This window comes from Paenibacillus phoenicis (genome assembly GCF_034718895.1).
In the GTDB taxonomy this organism is placed as follows: domain Bacteria; phylum Bacillota; class Bacilli; order Paenibacillales; family Paenibacillaceae; genus Fontibacillus; species Fontibacillus phoenicis.
In genome coordinates this window covers 4,111,252-4,132,315 of the sequence record NZ_JAYERP010000001.1, presented here as the reverse complement: position 1 = coordinate 4,132,315, position 21,064 = coordinate 4,111,252, and the positions used below count along the sequence as shown (strand labels likewise).

The following is a 21,064-nucleotide window of genomic DNA, read 5'->3' as shown; positions in this document are numbered from 1 at the left end:
CTTTATTCATGGGGATATGAACCTAACATAGCATATCGAATGTCTTTGAAAAGGGGGGATTGTTGACAACTTCCTGCTATTTCTTTGTTATTTGCCTTCGTATTGTAGCATAGCCTCCTACTTTTATCCTAACCTTCTTCCTCCCCGCTCTACACCTGCATCTTCAATGCATAAATATACAAAATAACGTGTCCAACGGTTTGATGGATCTGGAAATTCGCAGTATGATTAAAAAGCTGAGACTGAATACAAGGAGGTCGAAGAATAACAATAACCTTTTCTGGGAAAGGACGGGATGCCCGATGCGGGGAAAAACCTTGTTGCTTAGCCACATGAAGTCGCATTTTCCGCTGTATTTGACGGCTGCGCTATGTCTGACGGCCGCCAATGTGACGTATTCGTATTTCCCGAAGGTCCTGGGGGATTTTACGGATCACCTCCAGCAAGGCGGGCTGACGAGAAGCGGAGTGGGCCGATACGCGCTGACTCTGGCTGCCATCGCCGTCGCTTATGGCCTGTGCTTCGGATTCGGGCAGTACATGAATCATCGCCTGGGGCGAATGTTCGAATTTCGTGCCCGGAACCAGTTGTTTCGGCATTTTACTCAATTAAGCGAAGCGTTCTTCTCGAAACACGGGATCGGCAAGCTGCTCAGCTACGTGATGAATGACGTCACCGGCGTGCGGGAGTCGATCGCCAACGGGTTGAACCAATTAACCAATGCGTCGGTGTTGTTGATCTCCGTCATTACGATGATGACAGTCAGCGATATTCCGGCGCTTTTGATCGTGGTATGTGTTTTGCCGCTGCTTGCGATCCCGTTTATCGTAAGCGGATTCGGCCCCAAAATCCGCGATAACTCGCGGAAGGTGCAGGAGTCGCTTGCAGCGATGACGGAAGCCGCGGAAGAACAATTTGAAGGCATCAAAGTGACGAAGAGCTTCGCGACCGAAGAGATTGCCCGCGCCCGGTTTGGGCAAACCGTGGACCGCATCCTAAGCAGCCAGCTGTCGCTGGTCCGGATGAGCTCGCTATTTCAGGTGCTGCTGCCGTTTACCGGCGCGGTTTCCATGGCCGTGGCCATCGCTTACGGCGGCCTGCTCGTCTCGCGTGGCGAGCTGTCGCTCGGCAATTTTGTTGCCTTAACCTTATACCTGCGGATGATAATGAACCCGCTTCGGCTCATCGGCAACGTGATTAACTTCATGCAGCGTGCGCGTGCTTCACTTGACCGGCTGAACCACCTGCTGTCTATGAAGCCGGACATCTACGATGAAACCGGGGCCCTGCCGCTGCCGGAGGATCCGCGCAGCCTCAGCATCGAGATCCGCGGATTGACCTTCACCTATCCGGACGCTGCCCGCGCCTCACTGCAGGACATTCATCTCCGGCTCAACCCCGGAGAAACGCTGGGTATCGTGGGCCGGACCGGCAGCGGTAAAACGACGCTCGTCAAGCTGCTGCTGCGGGTATACGATCCTCCCCGCGGCACGATCTTCATCGGCGGCCGCGATATCCGAAGCTTGAGGCTGGAGAGCCTGCGTACCCGGATTGCCTACGTGCCGCAGGACGGTTTCCTGTTCAGCACGACGCTCCGCGACAACATCGCCTTCTTCGACCGAACCTCCGAGCTGCGCAAAGTGGAGGATGCCTCAAGGCTGGCGGATCTCTATGACAACGTTATAAAATTCCCGAAGCGGTTTGATACCGAGCTGGGCGAACGCGGCTTGACGTTGTCCGGCGGGCAGCGCCAGCGGACCAGCTTGGCCCGAGGGCTGATCAAGGACGCTCCGATCCTGCTGCTCGACGACAGCGTCAGTGCGGTAGATTCCGTAACGGAGACGCGTATCCTCTCCAATCTGCAGGAAGTCCGTAAGGGAAAAACAACGCTGATCATCGCCCACCGCATCAGTGCGGTGAAACATGCCGACCGCATTCTCGTGCTGGACGACGGGCGGATTGCCGAGCAAGGAACGCATGAGCAGCTGCTGCAAGCCGGGGGCTTGTACGCTGACCTGCATCACCTGCAGGAAGGAGACGATCGCGATGTCAACTAATTCCGAAACGGCCGATACCCGCAGGAAATACGAGGTGACTCCGGAGCAACGGCGGAAGGCGTTTGCGGCGCTGCTCGCCTATGCCAAACCGCACCGGAAAGCGTTCCTCGCCGTGTTTGGCTTTGCATTTCTGGCCATTTCCGCTGACTTGCTGCAGCCGTTCCTGATCAAATATGCCATCGATGAGAAGGTACTGTTTGGCGTACACGGACCAAGCATCCTGCTTGGCCTCGCTTTGGCCTACCTCGCGCTTGAGGCGGTGAGCGGCGTGTTCTCTTATTGGCAGGCAAACCTGCTGCAACGGGCCGGGCAAAGCATCGTCGCCTTGCTGCGCAAAGACCTGTTTAAACAGATCACAAGGCAGTCGATGTCCTTCTTCGATCGCAACTCGGCTGGCGGCCTCGTCACGAATGAGTCAAGTGATACAGAGACGATCAACCAGTTTTTTACCCAGGTGCTGTTGAGTCTGGTCCGCGACGGATTATCGCTCATCTTGGTTGTCGTCTTTATGTTTGCGCTAGATGTCGAGCTGGCCTTATATTGTTTAATTCTCTTTCCAATCATCACGGTCATTGCGATCGCCTTCCGCAAGTATTTGCGCACCAGCTATCAGCGGGCCCGCTCGCTGCTGTCCCGGCTCATCGCGTTTACGGCCGAAAATCTGAGCGGGATGAGCTTGATTCAGTCGTTCCATCAAGAAGGGGAGCAAACATCCCGCTTCGGGGAGCGGAACACCGCTTATTTGAAGGCGAATCTGCGGGAAGTGCAGGCCACGGTCCTGTTTAACCGTTCCTTTGATGTGCTTGGCAATTTGTCGGTGGCCTTCGTCGTTTGGATCGGCGGCTTCGCGGTGCTGGGCCATCGCATCGAATTTGGTGTGCTGTACGCCTTCATCAGCTATATCCGCCAATTCTTTCAACCAATCAACCAGATTACCCAGCAGTGGAATACGCTGCAGTCCACCATCGTATCGGTAGATCGCCTGTGGCGAATCTTCTCCGCTGAGCCGGAGGTGAAAGACCCTGCGCCGGAGGAAGCCAAGACGTTGCAGGCCCAGGCGGTTCGCGGGCGGATCGATTTCAATCACATCCGCTTCTCATACACGGAAGGCCAGGAGGTGCTTCATGGCCTCGACCTTCATGTGCGAGAAGGAGAGTTCATCGGCATCGTAGGCACGACCGGCGCAGGCAAGAGCTCCCTGGTAAACCTGCTGACGCGGTTCTATGACGTAGACGATGGCAGCGTCGAAATCGACGGCACGGACATCCGCCGCCTGCCGCAAGCCTCGCTGCATCGCATCGTCGGACTGGTGCAGCAGGACCCGTTCTTGTTCGCCGGGTCCATTATTGACAACGTCCGCCTCTTCCGCGAAGACATCAGCCGCGAAGAAGTGATCGAGGCCTGCCGGCGCATCGGCGCAGAGCCCATGATCACGCGGCTGAAGGACGGCTACGACACCCGGTTGTCCAATCGGGGCAGCGGACTGTCCGCCGGAGAGCGCCAGTTGATCTCCTTCGCACGGATCCTGGTCTTCCGTCCGAAAATCCTCATTCTCGATGAAGCGACGGCGAACCTGGATTCCCAAACCGAGCTGTTGATCCAGAATGCCTTAAGCGTGGTGTCGGCTGGCCGGACAACGCTGGTCATCGCGCACCGGCTGTCCACCGTCCAGCACGCTGACCGCATCCTCGTGATCCAAAGCGGTCGGATCGCCGAGCAGGGCACGCACGAAACGTTGCTGGCCCGCGGCGGCTACTATGCGGAGCTGGTACGCCACTCACGGCAAGGTCGTGTGGAGTTGCAGCAGCTAGCGCCGCGCAGGTAAATCTATCAGGTATCATGCCTAAGGGCTGGTCCGAATGGAATCGGGCCAGCCCTTTTTTATAACCTGCACCTCCCCACCTTGTTCGCAATACTATAGTTGTAAAGTCTATCTTAGGTGGGTGACCTGGAGATGATTTACACCGCACTTGGGGATTCCATTACGTATGGCGATAACGCTTCCTCGCCGCGGCTGGCCTATCCTCAGTTGATCGTATCGGATTATAATCGCTCTAACCCCCGGCCTATCCGGGGTTATGTATTAGCCCGGTCCGGCTGGACCAGCAGCAATCTGCTGGACGCCGTGCTGTGGCAAGGCTCGGACATGATTAGACGCTCCTCTGTCGTATCGGTCTGGATTGGCGGCGTCGATTTGGCAAATTCGGCGATTACGCCGCTTGTGAATGGCGGTCCGTTTCCGAATATGGAGCTGCTCTTCCAATTCCGCCGGAATCTGAGCGCCATCCTGGAGCGTATCCGCAAAACCAGCTCCGCCCGGATCGTATGCTGCACGCAGTACAACCCGTTCCCGAGCAGTTCACTTGCCGTCGAGTGGATCGGCCGCCTGAACCAGACGACCCATGGCATCGCCGCCGCTTACGGCGCCAAAGTCGCACCGGCGCACAAATGGTTCGAAGGGAAGCAAGCTGAACTGATCGACGGGTACCGAGGAGGCCAATTGGAGGACATCCTCGGCGGAACGCTGCCGATTCATCCGAACAATCGGGGGCATCGGGTGATTGCGAGCGGCCTTGCGCCCTATCTTTTTCCTAAAACCAATGTGTCTTCGAAGAAAAAATAGCCGGGATGCTCCCGCATCCCGGACTTCCCGCATACTTCCACGGATTCCCCGGCTTATCTGGCGACTTCATCGTCCGTGACATCGTTGAAGAACTTAAACGCATAGATGGCGCAAATGCCGACGAGCGTGTAGATGATCCGCGACATGGTCGAATCTTGCCCGCCGAAAATGCCTGCCACTAAGTCATATTGAAAGAGCCCCACCAACAGCCAGTTTAATCCGCCCACAATCAGTAGTGCGAGCGCTATTGCGTTTAACGTTTTCATTCCGGGCCAACTCCTCGGTCGAATTTTTTATTCATTAGTTAAATTTCCAAGTTGCCCAAAATTTATTCAGGTGCCGGCAAATATCACGAAACGGGCCAAAAACTGAGGAACAAGCACAGGCAGCGCACCAAATTCGGAAGTAAGATATATCGAGCAAAACGTCTACCGTAAAAATTTTAGCACCGAGGTGATCCTTGCATGGCAAGTTCGGCAAACATTCGCAAACGTGCGAAACAGCTGAAGGGCCAGCCGGTTCGCGTGGTATTGCAAGACGGGCGTTCTTATATCGGATGGATCGCCGGGCTGGATCCGAACGGCCTGCTTCTCTCCGTGCCCCCGCGCGGCAAGAAGAAAACGAAGAAAAAAACGGCAGCCCGCAGCAAAAAAGCACGGTCATCGGCCATCCAGCAGCCATTTGACAGTGGCTTCCCAAGGGATCCCCGCTTCGTCGAGGGCATTCGTCCCAGCGTCGGCTGGGGTTTAGGCGGCGTGCCCATGGGATATGGCCCTGGCGGCAATTGGGGTAGACCCCGGGAACTGAGCTATGGCGGAAGCTTTAACGGAGGTTGGGGAAGACCCGGAGGTTATTATGGCTTTAGTGGAATTCCAGGAAGACCCGGCCCCGGACCCTTTGGCTATGGCTTCGCTGGAGGGCCAGGGCGTCCGCGGAGACCCGGGTTAATTGGCTTTGGCGGATCAAACGGAGACTCCGGCGGAACGCAGGAGCAAAACACGGAGACCTCTCCTTTGGAAAGACCCCGCCGGCCAGCCATTCTCGGAATGGTGCAAAAAGTGCAAAAATACGTGCCCCTGATGAAGATGGGCTATAACGCCATCAAATCGATTATCCCGTTGTTTAACGGCATCAAAGCCTTGATGGTCTGACCTATTAGGAATGGCTCCAAACAACAAAGAGACGCAAATCCTGCGTCTCTTTGTCTATTACTTGCGGCGGTTCTTCGAAAATCGGGTATACACGATCAAAGCGGCGAGCATCATCGCCACGAATCCGATATTCCCGGCAGCTTCAGTCGACATTCCAAACAAGATGCAAAGGTTCGTCACCAAACCGTTGGTCAGCAGCGCGATCAAGATCAAAAATACCGGCCGCCACAAGTTATATCCTCTCATACCGCGACACTCCTGCCCCTTTATTTTCAACGAATCTATGATTTCATGTTAGTAGCATTTTACCATAAGTAGAGAGCGTTTGCATTTTTACGGGGTGCGGCCGGCTCACGGTAAGTTTTTTCATAGACACTCCCCGCAGGCTGGTTTGTATAATCAGTAAGATTGTTATTTTCATGGAAGGAGCAAAGACATGTGGTTTCTATTTGCACTACTGACGTCTCTAGCTTGGGGGAGTGCCGATCTGTTCTATAAAAAAGGCAGCGACAGCCGGGACCCGTTCAGTCATCTGAAAATCGTCGTCATGGTGGGTCTGGTGATGGGGATTCACGGCACAGCCTATCTGTTGATCCAAGGGCTGTCCTTTGATCCGATCGATATGATTCGTTATTTGCCGGTATCGGCGCTGTACATCTTATCGATGGCGATCGGCTACTTCGGGCTCCGGTACATCGAGCTTTCCATCGCATCGCCGGTACAGAACTCGTCCGGGGCGGTGACAGCGATCCTGCTGTATCTGTTCTTCCCCCATGATCTCGGATGGATGGACATTACAGGGGTAGCGATCATTACCTTCGGCGTTGTAGGGCTGGCCATTCTGGAGAAGCAGGAAGAGCGAATGGCTCTGAAATCCGGGACTGAGAACCTTAACGCCAAATATCAAATCGGCGTGATGGCGATCACCTTTCCGCTGCTGTACTGTCTGCTTGACGGCTTAGGCACGTTTGCCGACGGCATTTATCTGGACGAGCTGAAGCTGATTGGGGAAGATGCTGCACTTCTGGCTTACGAGTTCACGTTTTTCCTGTGTGCTGCGGTGGTCTATATCTACTTGGTTGCGGTCAAAAAACAGCGGTTCAACCTCTGGAGAGAACGCGTCAAAGGCGTTGCCGCGATCTTCGAGACGGCCGGCCAGTTCTTCTACGTATTCGCTATGGCCAGCAACGCCATCGTGGCGGCTCCGCTGATCGCTTCGTACAGCGTCTTCTCGGTGATTTTATCCCGCCTGTTCCTTAAAGAACGGCTCAGCCGGCTGCAATATGCAGTCATCGTACTCGTGCTGGCGGGGATCGCCTTGCTTGGCTTGGCGGACGAGCTGTAGGGTGAGGCGCGGGACCTCGGCAAGGCGAGCATCGGGCCGAGTGAGGGGCTGAGTGAGGGGCCGCGTAACGAGTTGGCCGCAGTAGCTATTGCTGTAACTGCTTGCCTTAACACGTAACGGACCGTAATGACCTTATTCGCACATTTCCCGGGTATTTCCCAGTGTAACGGACTTCACGGGCCTTATTCGGCTTGGAGAGCTGCAATTCACGGTGACTACCCTGAAATAACGTCATCTCTGTCCGTTACGTTCCAGAAGTCCCCGATGGCTCCCTATTAACGTCTCTAGTGTCCGTTAGAACACCCTGCCTTCCCTCCTATGGACTACCTCCGGTTCGCTTATGGTATACTGCTAATATTATGCCGAATGCGAGGTACTCCATCATGTGGAAGGAATTTAAAGCCTTTGCGCTCAAAGGGAACGTGCTTGATCTGGCCATCGGGGTGATTATTGGTGCCGCCTTCGGAAACATCGTGACTTCCCTGGTCAACGACATGCTGATGCCGGTTATCGGGTTGCTGGTAGGCGGTATTAACTTGAAAGAGTTACAGTTTCAATACGGAGACACGGTGTTGAAATACGGAGCTTTCCTGCAAACCGTCATCGATTTCTTTATTGTCTCCTTCTCCATCTTCCTCTTCGTCAAGGGTATCAACAAACTGAGACGCAAAGAGAAAGAGGAGCCCAAGTCCGAAGCGCCGCCCGCCCCTTCCAAAGAAGAGGTGCTGCTGGCCGAAATCCGTGATTTGTTAAAGCAAAGAGCGTTGGAGGAGAAGTGACTCCTTTGAAGCCAAAAACCCGCCCGAGCCGTTTATGCTTAGGCGGGTTTTCTCGTATGCGCCTACACCAGCTTCTGCCCGCAATTCGGACAGAAGTTCGCGCCTTCGTTCTTATTCCCGCAGTTGGGACAGAAGTTCGGCCGCTTAGAGTCCGCTTCCGAGGCGGAAGGCGCTGCAGGTTGCGACGGTTGGCTCGCCCCCGAGTTTTGCGACTGGGACTGCGGCTGCGGATGATCTTTCCCCTGACCCGGTTCCGGATTCAGGTTTTTCATCATTTCCTTGGCCAGGTTCATCCCCATCATCATCCCCGCCATATCCGAAGCGGCCCCGCCGCCTTGCACCTTGCCTGAGGCGATGCCGTCCGTCATGCTGACCTGCTGGTATTTCGCTAAATTGCCGATCATTTCATGCGACGCCGTCTTCGTGATCATCTCCTGAATTTCCTTCGGATAACTGAAGCTCATCACCTGGAAGCCTGTGATGGCCAACCCGTCGTCCATGACCTGCATATCGAGGTCTTCCCGAATGCCTCGTGCGATCTCCGCGGCGTTAGCCTGCAGATTAAACATATCTTTGCCTTCCCGGCTAATCCACTTCATCAGCAGTTGATCGAGCACGGAGGTGATCCGAAGCTTGACGTCCTCCACCAAATAGCTTTGCTTGACCCCTGCAATCTTATCGATTAAGGTCACATAGTCGTTGACCTTGAAGTTAAACGTGCCGTTCGCACGAATCGGCATCCCCCCGGGGAGCTGCGGCGTAGGGATTAACACCGGATTTTGCGTGCCCCACCGGACGGTAAACTCCTTTGTATTGACGAACAACACCTCAACCCGCATCCCGCTGTTGAAGCCGAACTTAAACCCCTTCAGCGTGGACAGGAACGGCACGATCTCCGAGGCAATGTTATATTCGCCTTCCTCCTTAAAAATCCCCTCGATTTTCCCGTTATTCATAAAAATCGCGTCCTGCCCCGAGCGGATGATCAGCTTACTCCCTTTTTTAATTTCACGGTTGCTCCATTTCCAGAAAATCATGTCGTCCCGGAATTCTTCCCACTCCACGACATTGGCAAATTGGCTCTTAAAAAAACTCATCAGCTCTTCCTGCCCCTTCCTTTAAAATGATCCTCGGCTTCCGCTATGGGAGTGTCCGCCGCTGGTTGTACCGCCGCCGCCACCTCCACTGCTGCCACCGCCGCCGCTGTTGCTGCTCTCAATCTTCGTCTTCGTTACCGTCGTATGCAGATAATTGTCTTGTCGCCAAATGACGCCAGAATTGGCCGAATCCTCATAGGTACGACCGCTCACCGTGATCCGACCGCCGCTTCGGAACGCCATCATGAAGACGACCCCCGCCCCGATCACCAGTGCAATCACAAGCTGAATGCCGGTGTTGAACAGCGGGTTATCCGGATTCACCCCCGGCCGAAACTCCGCGTACCGGTAGGCCGTGCGTATGTATTCTGCAAACGCACCGTGATAATCGCCTGCGGACAGCATCGGGGTAATCTTGTTGCGGATTTTGTCCAAACGGCTGTCGTCCAGGTATTTCTCCCCTTTATAGAACCCTGCCAGATATAGATCCCGGTTCAGCATATCCAACGTCAAAATCACGGCGTTGCCATGCGGTTTGTCGTAACCCGGAGCCCGTTCATCGTAGAAATCCTCCGTCAGCTTCACAACATCCTCGCCTTCAGGATTGTCCGTGGTATAGATGATGATGTCGAGCTCTCTTTTGGGCCCATATTCATTCGCCAACGCGTTTAGGTCTTCAATTTCTCCCGGAGAGAGAAGTTCGGCCTCGTCATAAATCAGCTGCTTATTCGCAAGCGGCGATTCAGCCTGAGCCGTTAACGGGGTCAGCATATTTAGCATGATCAAGAGCAGCAACGAGTACACCACGACCCATCGCTTGTTCATAAGAATACGCCTCCCCACAGCCAGGCCAATATTTTAAGTCCAACAAAAGAGAGGGCCGAAACGCCGGCAAACCATGCCGCCATTTTCCCTTTGCTTAGCGGCGGCTTTCCGACCACTTTGCCTGTTTGGCCGTTCATCGCGAACGTGTACTGCTTCCCCTTGTAGTTGTAATAGACCATCCAGACCGGAAGCAGCACATAATTCGCTCGTTTGACCGTCGTATCGATCTGTTTGTCCGCGTAGCTTACCGTCGTGTATTCGGAAACGGTTGAAGAAATATAGGATTCGATATAAGGCATCGTTTTTTCCCGAGCTCTCGGGGTAAGCTGCTCGCTGGTATAGTTGTATTTTTCAGCAATGTATCCCGCAAGATATGGCGTCTTAAACGTCTTTAATTGGTCGTAGGGAAAAGGCTCCAGCTTATCCATCAGCTCATCGTCCATCTTCGCCGAGGCATCGATCGGCAGCCGGACATAATTCAGCCGAATTCTCCGGTAAAACTCGTAATGATCGGTTTCGGTATATTGATAATCGCCTCGGCGATAGCTTCTTACCTTCGTTCCTCGGCCGCGAACATCGATATTGTTCAGCAAATCGTACAGCCAGAACGGCACGTACATTCCGGTAATCCCCTGGATGCGGTTCGCGGTCATGAAGCCGCGGGGCGTAAGCAGCCCTTTTCGGCACCATTTCTTGAAAGCCGCCATCGCTTCTTCCTTGCTGATCGCAAAAGGGATCACCTGCTGCGGCGCCAGCTTCCCGGTCAGGCGATCGCTAAGCACCACAGCGGAACCGCAAAAGCTGCACGTCGTTGCGCTGGTTTCCGGCTCCGTTACGATGACCGCCCCGCAGCTTTCGCAGTGGTATTCCCGAACCTCGTCCTCCGTGAACACCTGTTGCTTCAATGGGTCGGGAAGTTGCTCGATGTTGTCCTTGCGACCGCAGCTTGGACAGGACAGCATACCTGTTGTGCTGTCAAACGTCATGCCGCTGCCGCAGCTCGGACATTTGTATTCAATGACCGGCAAATCGTTCACCTCAATCCATCCAAAATCAAGTTCAGGTAGCTCATTTATTTAATTTCGCCTTGAGCGCCGCTAGTTCATCTTCAGGAGTCGATGCTGTTGCTTCCTCCGGCTTCGCTCCCGCAGCATTGCTCTTCTCCAGCTCCGCGAAGATAGCGTCCAGATCGTCTTCCTGCGATCCCGCCCGAAGCTCCGCCAAAGCCATCGCTTCATTCAACGCTTGATCGGCCTTCGCCTCCAGCTCGCGAAGCGCCGCTTCTGTTCCCCCAGCAGCCTGGGCCTTGTTCAACGCAGCGGCCTCTGCCAGCTTGCTCTTAAGCGTCGCTTGCCGCGCTTCCAGCTTCTGCAGATCGGAGACCAGCCTCTCCTCCATCTGCTTCATCTGGGCGGCCTGATTCGCTGCTTGCTCATAGGCCGTCTGCAGCTCCTGCAGCCGTTCCGCCTGCTTCGCCTTCCGCTCCAGGAATTTTAGCGCGGCAGATTCATCGCCCGATTCCACCGCCTTCTCCGCATACCGCTGCAGCTTCCGGACTTCCTCGGCGCATTCGTCCAGCGCGCGATTCGCCCGGTCTTCCGCCGCCTGAACCGCAGCTGACTCCGCCTTGACCTGCCCTAAATCCAGCCGTAATTGACGCAGGTATTCATCCACCGTCGCCGCCGGATCCTGCGAACCCTCCAGCATGGCGGAAAGATTCGACCGCATCACATCTTTAAATCTCGACAACATCCCCACTTCCCGTCCCTCCTTCAGTTGGTCACTTACTTAATAATACATCAGATCCAACCGATTGGTTTCATTGCGGTACCAAAGGCAGGGCAAAATAAAAACGCCCCTAAGGGCGCTATCCCGTACAAGCGTTATCGCAGACCGCATGAACCATGGGATCAACCGATCCTCAAATTCGCAAATGGCGTTCTAGTGATTTGGCTGCTCTTTTTTCTCGGAATATGCGATCAGATTGACCTTCTCTCCGATGGACTGCTCGATTTTTTCTTCCAGCTTCCGAATCTCCTGAACTAACGACTCCCGGCCTTCCAGATCCGTGAATACGTAATCTTGCTGCATGATGCACGCTCCTCCCTGTTTTTTAGGTAACTTGCGCGGAAAAGCGTGGTTCTATGCAGGCGAGGTTGGCAAGCCCCCTACTTGGCCGCTGTGTGATTTGCGAAGATCGGCACCATCCGCCGCTTCCCGTCTCGAAACACTGCCATCTCCTTGTATCCCTGATCGATCGCATCGGCCAAGGCCGTATCAAGCAGCGTACCGATATCGTCCGGAAAATGAGCGTCCGAGGATAACGTCAACGGGACCCCGTAATGGGCTAATACGGACAGGAACAATGGGCTTGGGCAACTCTCCGCGATAGGATAGCGGTATGCGAGACCGGTATTGATCTCCGTGGCTACGCCGCTTCGCGCCATTTCCTTGGCGATGCTCCGGTAATACGGCAGCAGCTTCTTCTCATCGGCCGGCCGGAACCCAAACACCTTCAAGTTATCCGGGTGCGCGATGATGTGAAACAACCCTGAGACGCAGGCCTGCCGCAGCAATTCATAATAATCTGCGTACGTTTGCACGGGGTCCCGGCCGTCGAAGCCTGTCTTGGCCTCCGGATTGTCGAACCCCCATCCTTCCAGGAAATGCACCGAGCCAATCACGTAATCCCAATCATAACCCGCCAAAATTTCGCCCAACTCCGCTTCGCCGCCGGGGAAGAAATCCGCCTCGATGCCAAGCGCGAGATCGGGCCGCGTCTTCTTCGCTTCCGTCACAAAGTCAACGAAATCCTGGATGGAAGCTACGCACACCTGATCCAACCAGGCCCGTTGCAGCTTGCCAACCCGGCTGTCGTCCAGCAGCATGTGTTTTTCGTAATATGGCCGACACTCCCGGAACCGGTATAAATGATCAACGACGCCAAACTCCTGAATTCCGCGTTCGCGTCCCCGGATCAAGTAGCGATCCAACCACTCTTCGCTATAACATCCCTTCTCCATCCGCCGGGACAACAGCTTTGTCATTTCCTCGGCATATTCGATCGTATGATGCCCCAAGGCCGGATCCGGCCCCGGCTCGGTCGCCGCCAACCCTTGCAGTGTACGCGAAAGCCAGCGCAAGGAATACGGACCTTCCTCCAGATGAAAATGCATATCAACCTTCATCCGCAAACTCCTCCTGTCTACTCCCATTTCACCATGGCCTCGGAAGGCTCGATTCCTAGATAATGGCACATCAGCGGAGCCAAGTAGAGCTGTGACAGCCCCTGATCGCCCTGGAGCTTCGGCGAAGGAATCGGCAGCTCACCAAACACATACAGCGGAACGTTGCGCTCCTCCGGCTGAGTGCCGCCGTGTTGCCCCATCGCGTTCATCCCGTGATCGGATGTGACGATAATCTCATACCCTTGCGATCTCCACAGCGGTACCAGCGTAGCCAGAATCCCATCCACCGTCCGGACGGCGCCCTCATACTGCTTGCTTTCCCCGCCGTGCTTATGCCCCATATCGTCGATGTTCATCGAATGGATATACAGGAAGTTGGGGTCGTACGTTGTGCGCAAATGCTCCGCATCAAGGAACAGATGGCTGTCTGGATAGTGATCCTCGAAATAAAAAATCCCGTGCTGTATCGGCTGCTTCTCGTCATGTTGATGCCGGTCGGTCACCGGGTTAAACGGCGCGCGGTTGTACAGCTCACTGACCCAGTGGTACGCGGCGGCAGCCGTTCGTAATCCCGCGGCGACGGCAAGGTGAAACACGCTTTGCTCCCGGCTTAGCCTGCTGATATGGTTCGCCGTAATGCCGTTTCGGGTCACCGGCGTACCGGTCAGCAGCACTTCATAGAGCGGGCGCGATAGGCTCGGCAGCTGCGACTGCACTTGATAGCAGGCCGCCTCCCCTTGCTCTACAAGATGCTCCATATACCCGAGATACTTGCGGGCCGCATCATATCTTAATCCATCCAGCACAACCACAACGAGCTTCTTGGCTTCTGCTTCTGCCTTTGCGAATGACATCCATCTCTCTCTCCCTTCAGTTAGTGGCCTCGATCCATTGAATGCGATGGCCGCGCAGCTTCTGCAGCCATTCCTTCGGGGCGGCAACGTCGCTGACAATGGCGTGTACTTGGCTCAGCGGCGCGATCTCCACGAATGCTTCCTTGCCCAGCTTTGACGCATCAGCCAGCACAATCGTACGGGATGCCGCCTCGATCATCCGGCGCGACATGCCCGTTTCATCGACGTCATAATCGCTGATCCCCCGCTCCAAGGATATTCCGCCAATGGAGATAAACGCCTTGTCGACCCGGAATTGCGACAGAATGTGCTCGCCAATTGTCCCCGATAACGACTGCTGCTCCGGATTTAATTCCCCGCCGACCACAAAAATCTTCCCGGAAAACCTCCCGCCATTCAGCGACTCCATCAGGTGATACGCCACCGCCAGCGAGTTCGTCAGGATCGTCAGCCGCTCCCGGCCGGCGATCGCCTTGGCCATCTCCAGCGTTGTCGTCCCGATGTCGATGGCGATGGTGTCCCCAGATTCGATCAGCTCGGCAGCAGCGCGGCCGATCCGCTCCTTCTCCTCCGCCTTGTCCTTCTGGCGCTGCAAATACGGCGGCTCGTAGCTGGTCAATTTGGGGAGGACCGCACCGCCGTAGACTCTTTTAGCCAAACCTTCTTTCTCCAACAGGATCAAATCGCGGCGCACGGTCTCCTCCGATACGGTAAAACGATGCGACAGCTCCGGGACCTTCACCTGTCCCTCCTGCTTCAACTGCTCCATAATGACGCGCTTGCGCTCCTCAGATGAAATTGACAACTTGCCTAAGCCCCTTCCTTCTCTAGCTGCAGCAATTGCGCGTGATCCATAACGAGGGTGACAGGGCGGTTCTCCTCGAACCGCCGAGAGCGTCCATCGTTCAGCACATCCACCGTCAGGCGGATGCCGGCGGCATCGATGGCGTAACGAATAACGTTGCCGAGGATCGATGCCGAGTGAACGTTGCCCTCCACGATGGGCTTGCCCGCATGGGCCGGGTCAGCCGCTTGCTCCGGTCCAATAAGCGAGAGCGCCTCCGGCCGGATGGCGTAACTCTCCGCATCGCCGGGCACCGTGCCGAATAGCCGTAACGCTTCGGCCCGCGTCAGCACGTTATAGCTGCCCATGAACCGCGCAACGAACTCCGTTGCGGGCTTGGCGTACAACTCCTCCGGGGTCCCTTGCTGTATGATATTCCCCTGGTTCATCAGGCAGACCCGGTCGGACAAGGTTAACGCTTCTTCCTGATCGTGCGTGACGAAGATCGTGGTCATGTTGAATTGCTTCTGAATCTCGCGGATTTCTGTGCGCAGATTTTTGCGAATTTTCGCATCAAGCGCGCTGAGCGGCTCATCCAACAGCAGCACCTTCGGACGGACGGCCAGGGAACGGGCGAGCGCTACGCGCTGCTGCTGTCCCCCCGACAGCTGTGCGGGATAAGCGTCCCGCTTATCGGTCAAATCGATGAGCTCGAGCAGTTCGCTGGATCTCTGGCGGCGTGCTTCCTTGGCCATGCCGCGCATCCGCATGCCGTATTCGATATTTTCGCGGACCGTCAAATTCGGGAACAAGGCGTACGATTGGAACACCATGCCGATCTCCCGACTGCGGGGAGGCAGGTTGACGATGTCCTTATCGTCCAGCCAGATCTGCCCTTCGTCGATCTCCGTCAGGCCGGCGATGCAGCGCAAGAGCGTGCTTTTTCCGCAACCCGAAGGCCCGAGCAGCGTAACCAGCTCCCCTTCGCGGATATCTAAATTCACACGATTCAGCACCGCCGCCGATCCGAACTGCTTACGGATCCCTTCCAGCTTCAGATATGGCTTCATTCCGAAATCCCCCTGTTTACTTGTTTGCCGAGCTTCATCAAGACCATGGACAACGCCAGAATAAACAAAAAATACGAAATCGCAATCGCGCTGGCCAAATGCCCGCTTTCATTCATCCGCCGCGACAAATACACCTGGATCGTCTGAATATGACCGCCCACCAGCATGTTCGTCATGACAAACTCCCCAAAGAGGACGGAAAAAGACAGCAGCGTCGACGTCACCACCCCCGGCCAGATGTTTGGCAAAATCACGGTCACAAACGCCTTTATGCGGCCGGCGCCCAGCATCTCCGCGGCATTCAGCAGCTCTGGTGCCGATACGGTGAGCAGGCTGTTGCGGATACCCTGATACATATAAGGCAGGACGATGACGAAATACGCGCCGATCAAAATATAAGCGGTCCCCGAAATATTCATCGGGCCGGAGGAATACGCTCGGATCAGCCCCACTGCGGCAACGACGCCGGGCACAGCATAAGGAAGCACGACAATTCCCTTCATGAAGCTCTCCATCCGGGGCAAATAGACGGTGATAATGAACACTGCCGGCAGCATGACGGCTAGGCTAAGCACGATGCTGATCGCGCAGAGGTACAGCGACTTCCATAACGCATCCAGAAAACGCGCATCCTGAAACATCTCACCAAACCATTCCAGCGTCCAGCTTTCCGGCAGAAGGGTTGCTTGCCACTCTTTCGCAAACGCGTAGATCATCGTTGCCAGCAAGGGAAGCAGCAAGTAAATCATGAGCAGCGACATCAGGGTGCGCGGGGCCCAGCCTGCTTTTTTGCTTGAAGTCTGCATCACAATTCCTCCTTCAGCGCAGGCGACTTCAGCTTTGTCCATTTTCGCTGATTGCGGACCTTCTGTTCCGCCGAGCCGGGTTGGAACCGGTGCAGCCGCTGAGTCATCTTGTGGTTCAGATACACCGCCAATAGCGTCGACAGGCCTAGGATTACTGCCAGCGCATTCCCCAGCTGCGGCTCGGTTACAACGTCACCGGAAACCAGGTTGCCAATCCGTACGGCGAGCAGGTTGAAGTTACTTCCGACGAGGGCATAAGCAGTCGCGTAAGCACCCATGGCATTCGCGAATAAAATCCCCAGCGTACCGAACACGGCTGGCAGCAGTACCGGAATCCCGATCGTTCTCCAAAACTGCCAAGGACTTGCGCCCAGCAGCGATGCCGCCTCTTTCCATTGCTCACGAATGCCGTAAAACGAAGGGTACAGCAGCAATAAAGCCAGGGGAACCTGGAAATAGACATACACCAGCACCAGCCCCGACCAGCTGTATAAGTTAAAACCGGCAAGCACGTCCCAGCCCCACTGCTTAAAGAGCAAAGTAAATACCCCGTTACTCCCCAGCAGAATAATGTACGCGAAGGCGAGCGGTACGCCGGCGAAATTCGATGTCATATTGGACACCATGATCAGACGGTCCCGCATCCTCGGTGCAAATCGCGTCACCGCGTAAGCGCAGGCCAATCCAACGGCAATCCCGATCACGCTTGAAAAGACCGAAATCAGCAAGCTGTTCTGAATCGCTTTGAGATAATACTCGCTTTGAAAAATTCGGGTGTAATACCCCAACGTCATTCCGGCGCCGTCCTCCATGCTGACGCTTCCCGTAATCATCGACACGATTGGCACCAGCTGGAACAGGGCCACCATGACGACGAAAGGAACGAGCCCAAGCAAATACCGGCGATTTTTCCGCTTCACGCCACACCCTCCTTGTTAAAAAAAGGGGCGCCTCCCGTCCAAAACGTTTGACGCACCCCTTCAAATGGTTGAACACGGGCCCGTGATTTGCCCGATTAGTTCATATGAACGAGCACGCGCTCCTGCCACAGCTGCGGCAGCTTCTTCGCCGTTTCTTCCCAGGCCTTGTAGTCGCTGACCGGTTTCACATTGGCATAGGCCTCAGTCGGCAGCAGCTTGGCAGCAACGTCTTCCGGAAGCTGCACGCTATCGCGGATCGGACGGGCATAGCCCTTCGCCAGGTTGATTTGGCCGGCATCGCTCAAGATGTATTCCCGCGTCAGCTTGGCGGCGTTCGGATGCGGCGCGTATTTGTTGATGATCGTGGCGTAGCCGCTGACCACGCTGCCTTCCTTCGGAATCGCCACGTTAAACTTGTCCGCGCCGCCCAGTTGATCGCGGTAGTTCAGGGCATTGAAGTCCCAGAACAGGGTCACTTGCACTTCGCCCTTTTCGATGTTGGCCAGCGAAGCTTCCGCACTGGACAAGCGGCCTTTTTTCGCCAAGTCTTCGAAGTAAGCAATCCCCGGCTCGATGTTTGTCTCGTCCCCGCCGTAGGCGATGGCGGCCGCCAGCACGGCCATTTGCGCTTGCGCAGCTTTGGTCACATCGCCAACAATGATTTTGTAGTCGTCGTTCTTCAGGTCTTCCCAGCTTTGCGGCGGATTTTTGACCAGGTCCGTGTTCGTGAAGAATGCGATGGAACCTTGGTAACCTACGACCCAGTGGCCGTCCTTGTCCTTGGCCCAATCCGGGATCTCGTCCCAGTACGAGGTTTTGTACGGTTGAGTTACGCCCTTATCCACCGCAACCGGACCAAATGCGATACCGACGTCACCGATGTCCGCGGTCGGCTTATCCTTCTCCGCTTCGAATTTGGCGATCTCTTCGGCGCTCGACATATCCGTATCCGTGTGATCCAACGAATACTTCGTTTTCAGATCCGACCACGTATCTTTCCAGTTCGCCCATGTGTCCGGCATGCCAACGCTCACGACGGAACCTTCTTCTTTGGCCCTCGCTTCCAGATCGGCCAGCGAGAGCTCTTCCGCCTGCGCCGCCCCGCTTGTATCCGTTGCAGCTGCGTTACTCCCGTTGCCTCCGTTGCCCCCTGCACCACAAGCGGCCAGCATCAATACAAACAAGGATAAAACCAGACCCAGCGCTAACTGCCTCTTTAATCCGAATTTCATGGTTTCTATGCACTCCCTGTGGATTATTGTGGGTTCGCTATGTATTTCTGTTGATTTCGACCCAAGAAGAGTATAGGTTTTGACTGTTTACGCTGGATTAATGGAGATGGCGAAGTTTATTAAAATCATCATAATCATGCACATTGTCACCCCAGGCGGAAATAAGGGACTTTTATGGCCTTATTTCACCTTTTGGTCCCTTTTTGCGTTGAATAAGGGAATTTTGTGGCCTTATTTTCCTGAACTCCCGTCAAACTCACCTCTTCACCGCCCATTTTTCAAAGATAAGGGTAAAAATGTCCGCTATTTCAAGCCAAACTCTATCTTTGGAGCGAATAAGGCCCTTTTTTACCTTTATTACTTACGGCACGCTCATGCAAAAAAAGCCCGGAAGGCCTCCGCCCCCGGGCTTGCAAATCGTAATCTCACGGCAACCCGCCGCTCACCCCTTGATCGAACCAATCATCACGCCTTTCTCGAAGTATTTTTGAATGAACGGATAAATCACGAGGATCGGCAGCGTGGACACGATGATAACGCCATATTTGATCTGGTCGGCATACCTTTGCGCGTAACCGCCGGCGTCGCCGCCCGTGCCGGCCCCGTTCGCGAACACCTGGTTGGACAGCAGGATGTCCCGCAGGACCATTTGCAGCGGCTGAAGGTCGTTGTCCCGGATGTAGATCAGCGCGGTGAAGAAGTCGTTCCAATGCCCGACGAGGTAATACAAGCCGATCACGGACACCAGCGCCTTCGACAGCGGCAGCGCCACTTTCACGAAAAAGGTGAAATGCGAGCACCCGTCCATCACTGCCGCCTCGTGCAGTTCCTGCGGCAACGAGGTTTCGAAGAACGTGCGCGCAATGATCAGGTAGAACACGTTCACACAAAACGGCACGATGAATACCCAGACCGTATTGGTCAGATGCAGGTCTTTCATCAGCAGGTACGTCGGGATCAGTCCCCCATTGAAGAACATCGTGACCACGAACAGGAACATGATCACCCGTCTCGCCTTGAATTCCTTGCGGGACAGCACGTAAGCTGCCGGCAGCGTGAACAGAAGGTTGACCAGTGTGCCGAAAAAGGTGTAAAACAGCGTGTTCCGGTACCCCGTCCAAATTCGCCCGTCCTGAAAAATCTCGCGGTAGCCGAATAAGCTGACGTTTTTCGGTAAGAACAGTACCTTGCCCGTCGAGACGAGCGTCGAGTCGCTGAACGAAGCGATGACGATGAAATACAGCGGATAAGCAATCAACAGAAAAATGACGGTACAGACCAGTCCGAGCACGATTTTAAACACCAACTCCCCGCCGCCCGACCGCGCTCCGGCAGTTCTCACCGCAGGCCCCTTGCCCCCGATTTGCGTTCCGATTTGGCCCATGCCTGTCGTCTCCTCCTTTCCTTCCGATTTTAGAACAGGCTGTTATGGGAGGCCCGTTTCGAAATCGCGTTCATGGCAAACAGGAACACGAAGTTAATCAGCGTATTGAACAAGCCGATGGCCGAAGCTAGGCTGAACTGGTTGGACACGATCCCGATTTTGTACACGTAGGTGGCAATGACTTCTGAAACTGGGAGGTTGAGCGCGTTTTGCATCAGGAAAATCTTCTCAAATCCGGTGCTGAGAATGTTCCCCATGCTGAGAATGAATAAAATGATGATCGTTGGCACGAGCGCCGGCAAGTCAACAAAGCGAACTGTCTGCCACCGGGTGGCGCCGTCGATTTTGGCCGCGTCGTAGAGCTGGGGATCGACCGTAGACAAGGCAGCCAGGTAAATGATACTGTTCCAGCCGCAGTGCTGCCAAATGTCCGAAAGCACATAAACCGGGATGAAAGTCTCGGTGGATGCCAGCAGATTAATATGTCCGAGCCCCAGATATTTGAACATATAGCCGACCACCCCGGTTTCGGGGGACAGCAGCACATTCAGCATGCCGACCAGCACGATCACCGAGATAAAATGCGGCAGATACACCGTCGTTTGCATGAGCTGCTTCATTTTTTTGCGCCGGATCTGGTTCAATATGAGCGCCAGTACGATCGGAGCCGGGAAGCCGAGCACGATGCTCGCCAGGCTAATCAGAAACGTGTTCCGCATCAGGTCGGTGAACAGATAGCTGTCGATAAACTGCTGAAAGTAGGCCAGTCCCCGCCACTCGCCCCCGGTCAGCCCTTTGCTGAAATCGTAGTCGCGGAAAGCGAGCTGGATTCCGTACATCGGGATATAGTTAAAGATGAGGATAACGGCGATCGCGGGCAGGATCATGATCCATAATTGATAATCGCGTACGAGGGCCTGCAGCCCTTTGCGAACCTGCATGCAACATC

Annotated in this window: 22 protein-coding genes; 6 read left to right on the top strand and 16 right to left on the bottom strand. The window is 55.0% G+C overall.

Going from position 1 to position 21,064, the window contains the following annotated elements:
- Positions 1-302: 302 nt before the first annotated feature.
- From U9M73_RS19535 to U9M73_RS19525, 3 genes are all read left to right on the top strand, one after another.
- Entirely contained in the window at positions 303-2,057 is a 1,755-nt protein-coding gene (locus tag U9M73_RS19535; protein WP_323078666.1) for an ABC transporter ATP-binding protein, read from the top strand.
- Positions 2,047-3,882: an ABC transporter ATP-binding protein gene (locus U9M73_RS19530; RefSeq protein ID WP_323078665.1), complete on the top strand. Its 1,836-nt coding sequence runs from the start codon at positions 2,047-2,049 to the stop codon at positions 3,880-3,882. The genes U9M73_RS19535 and U9M73_RS19530 overlap by 11 nt, the downstream gene beginning before the upstream one ends.
- A 129-nt stretch (positions 3,883-4,011) precedes the next feature.
- Positions 4,012-4,680, top strand: coding sequence for an SGNH/GDSL hydrolase family protein (locus U9M73_RS19525; RefSeq protein WP_323078663.1), 669 nt, complete (start codon positions 4,012-4,014; stop codon positions 4,678-4,680).
- A gap of 53 nt (positions 4,681-4,733) precedes the next feature.
- On the opposite strand, the gene U9M73_RS19520 is transcribed toward U9M73_RS19525, so the two are convergent.
- Complete coding sequence (locus U9M73_RS19520) at positions 4,734-4,946, bottom strand: DUF378 domain-containing protein (RefSeq protein WP_009223806.1); 213 nt, start codon at positions 4,944-4,946, stop codon at positions 4,734-4,736.
- 198 nt (positions 4,947-5,144) lie between these two features.
- Between U9M73_RS19520 and U9M73_RS19515 the strand changes: the two genes are divergently transcribed.
- The gene (locus tag U9M73_RS19515; RefSeq protein ID WP_323078660.1) at positions 5,145-5,831 is read left to right on the top strand and encodes a hypothetical protein; all 687 of its coding nucleotides are present in this window, start codon (positions 5,145-5,147) and stop codon (positions 5,829-5,831) included.
- Positions 5,832-5,888: 57 nt separating this feature from the next.
- On the opposite strand, the gene U9M73_RS19510 is transcribed toward U9M73_RS19515, so the two are convergent.
- On the bottom strand, positions 5,889-6,077 hold the full coding sequence (locus U9M73_RS19510; RefSeq protein WP_036644358.1) for a hypothetical protein: 189 nt from the start codon (positions 6,075-6,077) through the stop codon (positions 5,889-5,891).
- Positions 6,078-6,267: 190 nt separating this feature from the next.
- Between U9M73_RS19510 and U9M73_RS19505 the strand changes: the two genes are divergently transcribed.
- Together U9M73_RS19505 and mscL are read left to right on the top strand one after the other, a co-directional pair.
- Positions 6,268-7,176: a DMT family transporter gene (locus U9M73_RS19505; protein ID WP_260070102.1), complete on the top strand. Its 909-nt coding sequence runs from the start codon at positions 6,268-6,270 to the stop codon at positions 7,174-7,176.
- 383 nt (positions 7,177-7,559) lie between these two features.
- The gene (gene mscL, locus U9M73_RS19500) at positions 7,560-7,955 is read left to right on the top strand and encodes a large conductance mechanosensitive channel protein MscL (RefSeq protein WP_009223803.1); all 396 of its coding nucleotides are present in this window, start codon (positions 7,560-7,562) and stop codon (positions 7,953-7,955) included.
- Positions 7,956-8,017: 62 nt separating this feature from the next.
- Here mscL and U9M73_RS19495 read toward each other — a convergent pair whose 3' ends face one another.
- The 14 genes from U9M73_RS19495 to U9M73_RS19430 form a co-directional block, all read right to left on the bottom strand.
- Complete coding sequence (locus U9M73_RS19495; RefSeq protein ID WP_009223802.1) at positions 8,018-9,052, bottom strand: SPFH domain-containing protein; 1,035 nt, start codon at positions 9,050-9,052, stop codon at positions 8,018-8,020.
- 21 nt (positions 9,053-9,073) lie between these two features.
- Positions 9,074-9,877: a TPM domain-containing protein gene (locus U9M73_RS19490; RefSeq protein WP_085169381.1), complete on the bottom strand. Its 804-nt coding sequence runs from the start codon at positions 9,875-9,877 to the stop codon at positions 9,074-9,076.
- Positions 9,874-10,905 (bottom strand): TFIIB-type zinc ribbon-containing protein, encoded by a 1,032-nt coding sequence (locus tag U9M73_RS19485; RefSeq protein WP_028538570.1) that lies wholly within the window; start codon positions 10,903-10,905, stop codon positions 9,874-9,876. Before U9M73_RS19485 ends, U9M73_RS19490 begins: the two co-directional genes overlap by 4 nt.
- Before the next feature lie 40 nt (positions 10,906-10,945).
- Positions 10,946-11,635, bottom strand: a complete 690-nt coding sequence (locus U9M73_RS19480) for a PspA/IM30 family protein (protein ID WP_174844467.1) — start codon at positions 11,633-11,635, stop codon at positions 10,946-10,948.
- A 183-nt stretch (positions 11,636-11,818) separates the two neighbouring features.
- The gene (locus U9M73_RS19475; RefSeq protein WP_009223798.1) at positions 11,819-11,968 is read right to left on the bottom strand and encodes a hypothetical protein; all 150 of its coding nucleotides are present in this window, start codon (positions 11,966-11,968) and stop codon (positions 11,819-11,821) included.
- Positions 11,969-12,045: 77 nt separating this feature from the next.
- Positions 12,046-13,065, bottom strand: coding sequence for a PHP domain-containing protein (locus U9M73_RS19470; RefSeq protein ID WP_323078655.1), 1,020 nt, complete (start codon positions 13,063-13,065; stop codon positions 12,046-12,048).
- 17 nt (positions 13,066-13,082) lie between these two features.
- Positions 13,083-13,919 carry an alkaline phosphatase family protein gene (locus U9M73_RS19465; RefSeq protein WP_323078654.1) on the bottom strand — a complete coding sequence of 279 codons (837 nt, stop codon included), beginning with the start codon at positions 13,917-13,919 and terminating at the stop codon, positions 13,083-13,085.
- A 16-nt stretch (positions 13,920-13,935) separates the two neighbouring features.
- Positions 13,936-14,724, bottom strand: coding sequence for a DeoR/GlpR family DNA-binding transcription regulator (locus U9M73_RS19460; RefSeq protein ID WP_260070106.1), 789 nt, complete (start codon positions 14,722-14,724; stop codon positions 13,936-13,938).
- A 5-nt stretch (positions 14,725-14,729) separates the two neighbouring features.
- Positions 14,730-15,773, bottom strand: a complete 1,044-nt coding sequence (locus tag U9M73_RS19455; RefSeq protein ID WP_009223794.1) for an ABC transporter ATP-binding protein — start codon at positions 15,771-15,773, stop codon at positions 14,730-14,732.
- Positions 15,770-16,579, bottom strand: a complete 810-nt coding sequence (locus tag U9M73_RS19450) for an ABC transporter permease (RefSeq protein ID WP_009223793.1) — start codon at positions 16,577-16,579, stop codon at positions 15,770-15,772. The genes U9M73_RS19455 and U9M73_RS19450 overlap by 4 nt, the downstream gene beginning before the upstream one ends.
- A complete protein-coding gene (locus tag U9M73_RS19445) occupies positions 16,579-17,499 on the bottom strand; it encodes an ABC transporter permease (RefSeq protein WP_323078651.1) in 921 nt (306 codons plus the stop codon). The genes U9M73_RS19450 and U9M73_RS19445 overlap by 1 nt, the downstream gene beginning before the upstream one ends.
- 95 nt (positions 17,500-17,594) lie before the next feature.
- Positions 17,595-18,731 carry an ABC transporter substrate-binding protein gene (locus tag U9M73_RS19440; protein ID WP_323078649.1) on the bottom strand — a complete coding sequence of 379 codons (1,137 nt, stop codon included), beginning with the start codon at positions 18,729-18,731 and terminating at the stop codon, positions 17,595-17,597.
- Positions 18,732-19,173: 442 nt separating this feature from the next.
- Complete coding sequence (locus tag U9M73_RS19435) at positions 19,174-20,115, bottom strand: carbohydrate ABC transporter permease (RefSeq protein ID WP_232228317.1); 942 nt, start codon at positions 20,113-20,115, stop codon at positions 19,174-19,176.
- A 29-nt stretch (positions 20,116-20,144) separates the two neighbouring features.
- On the bottom strand, positions 20,145-21,056 hold the full coding sequence (locus U9M73_RS19430; protein WP_009223789.1) for an ABC transporter permease: 912 nt from the start codon (positions 21,054-21,056) through the stop codon (positions 20,145-20,147).
- Positions 21,057-21,064 lie beyond the last annotated feature (8 nt).

What these genes read in the sequence shown, in the direction of transcription:
- U9M73_RS19515 (WP_323078660.1), top strand. Translation starts at nt 5,145, where the DNA reads ATGGCAAGTTCGGCAAACATTCGCAAACGTGCGAAACAGCTGAAGGGC.
- U9M73_RS19455 (WP_009223794.1), bottom strand. Translation starts at nt 15,773, where the DNA reads ATGAAGCCATATCTGAAGCTGGAAGGGATCCGTAAGCAGTTCGGATCG.
- mscL (WP_009223803.1), top strand. Translation starts at nt 7,560, where the DNA reads ATGTGGAAGGAATTTAAAGCCTTTGCGCTCAAAGGGAACGTGCTTGAT.
- U9M73_RS19450 (WP_009223793.1), bottom strand. Translation starts at nt 16,579, where the DNA reads ATGCAGACTTCAAGCAAAAAAGCAGGCTGGGCCCCGCGCACCCTGATG.
- U9M73_RS19475 (WP_009223798.1), bottom strand. Translation starts at nt 11,968, where the DNA reads ATGCAGCAAGATTACGTATTCACGGATCTGGAAGGCCGGGAGTCGTTA.
- U9M73_RS19535 (WP_323078666.1), top strand. Translation starts at nt 303, where the DNA reads ATGCGGGGAAAAACCTTGTTGCTTAGCCACATGAAGTCGCATTTTCCG.
- U9M73_RS19520 (WP_009223806.1), bottom strand. Translation starts at nt 4,946, where the DNA reads ATGAAAACGTTAAACGCAATAGCGCTCGCACTACTGATTGTGGGCGGA.
- U9M73_RS19510 (WP_036644358.1), bottom strand. Translation starts at nt 6,077, where the DNA reads ATGAGAGGATATAACTTGTGGCGGCCGGTATTTTTGATCTTGATCGCG.
- U9M73_RS19430 (WP_009223789.1), bottom strand. Translation starts at nt 21,056, where the DNA reads ATGCAGGTTCGCAAAGGGCTGCAGGCCCTCGTACGCGATTATCAATTA.
- U9M73_RS19530 (WP_323078665.1), top strand. Translation starts at nt 2,047, where the DNA reads ATGTCAACTAATTCCGAAACGGCCGATACCCGCAGGAAATACGAGGTG.
- U9M73_RS19465 (WP_323078654.1), bottom strand. Translation starts at nt 13,919, where the DNA reads ATGTCATTCGCAAAGGCAGAAGCAGAAGCCAAGAAGCTCGTTGTGGTT.
- U9M73_RS19490 (WP_085169381.1), bottom strand. Translation starts at nt 9,877, where the DNA reads ATGAACAAGCGATGGGTCGTGGTGTACTCGTTGCTGCTCTTGATCATG.
- U9M73_RS19505 (WP_260070102.1), top strand. Translation starts at nt 6,268, where the DNA reads ATGTGGTTTCTATTTGCACTACTGACGTCTCTAGCTTGGGGGAGTGCC.
- U9M73_RS19435 (WP_232228317.1), bottom strand. Translation starts at nt 20,115, where the DNA reads ATGGGCCAAATCGGAACGCAAATCGGGGGCAAGGGGCCTGCGGTGAGA.
- U9M73_RS19495 (WP_009223802.1), bottom strand. Translation starts at nt 9,052, where the DNA reads ATGAGTTTTTTTAAGAGCCAATTTGCCAATGTCGTGGAGTGGGAAGAA.
- U9M73_RS19440 (WP_323078649.1), bottom strand. Translation starts at nt 18,731, where the DNA reads ATGAAATTCGGATTAAAGAGGCAGTTAGCGCTGGGTCTGGTTTTATCC.
- U9M73_RS19525 (WP_323078663.1), top strand. Translation starts at nt 4,012, where the DNA reads ATGATTTACACCGCACTTGGGGATTCCATTACGTATGGCGATAACGCT.
- U9M73_RS19470 (WP_323078655.1), bottom strand. Translation starts at nt 13,065, where the DNA reads ATGAAGGTTGATATGCATTTTCATCTGGAGGAAGGTCCGTATTCCTTG.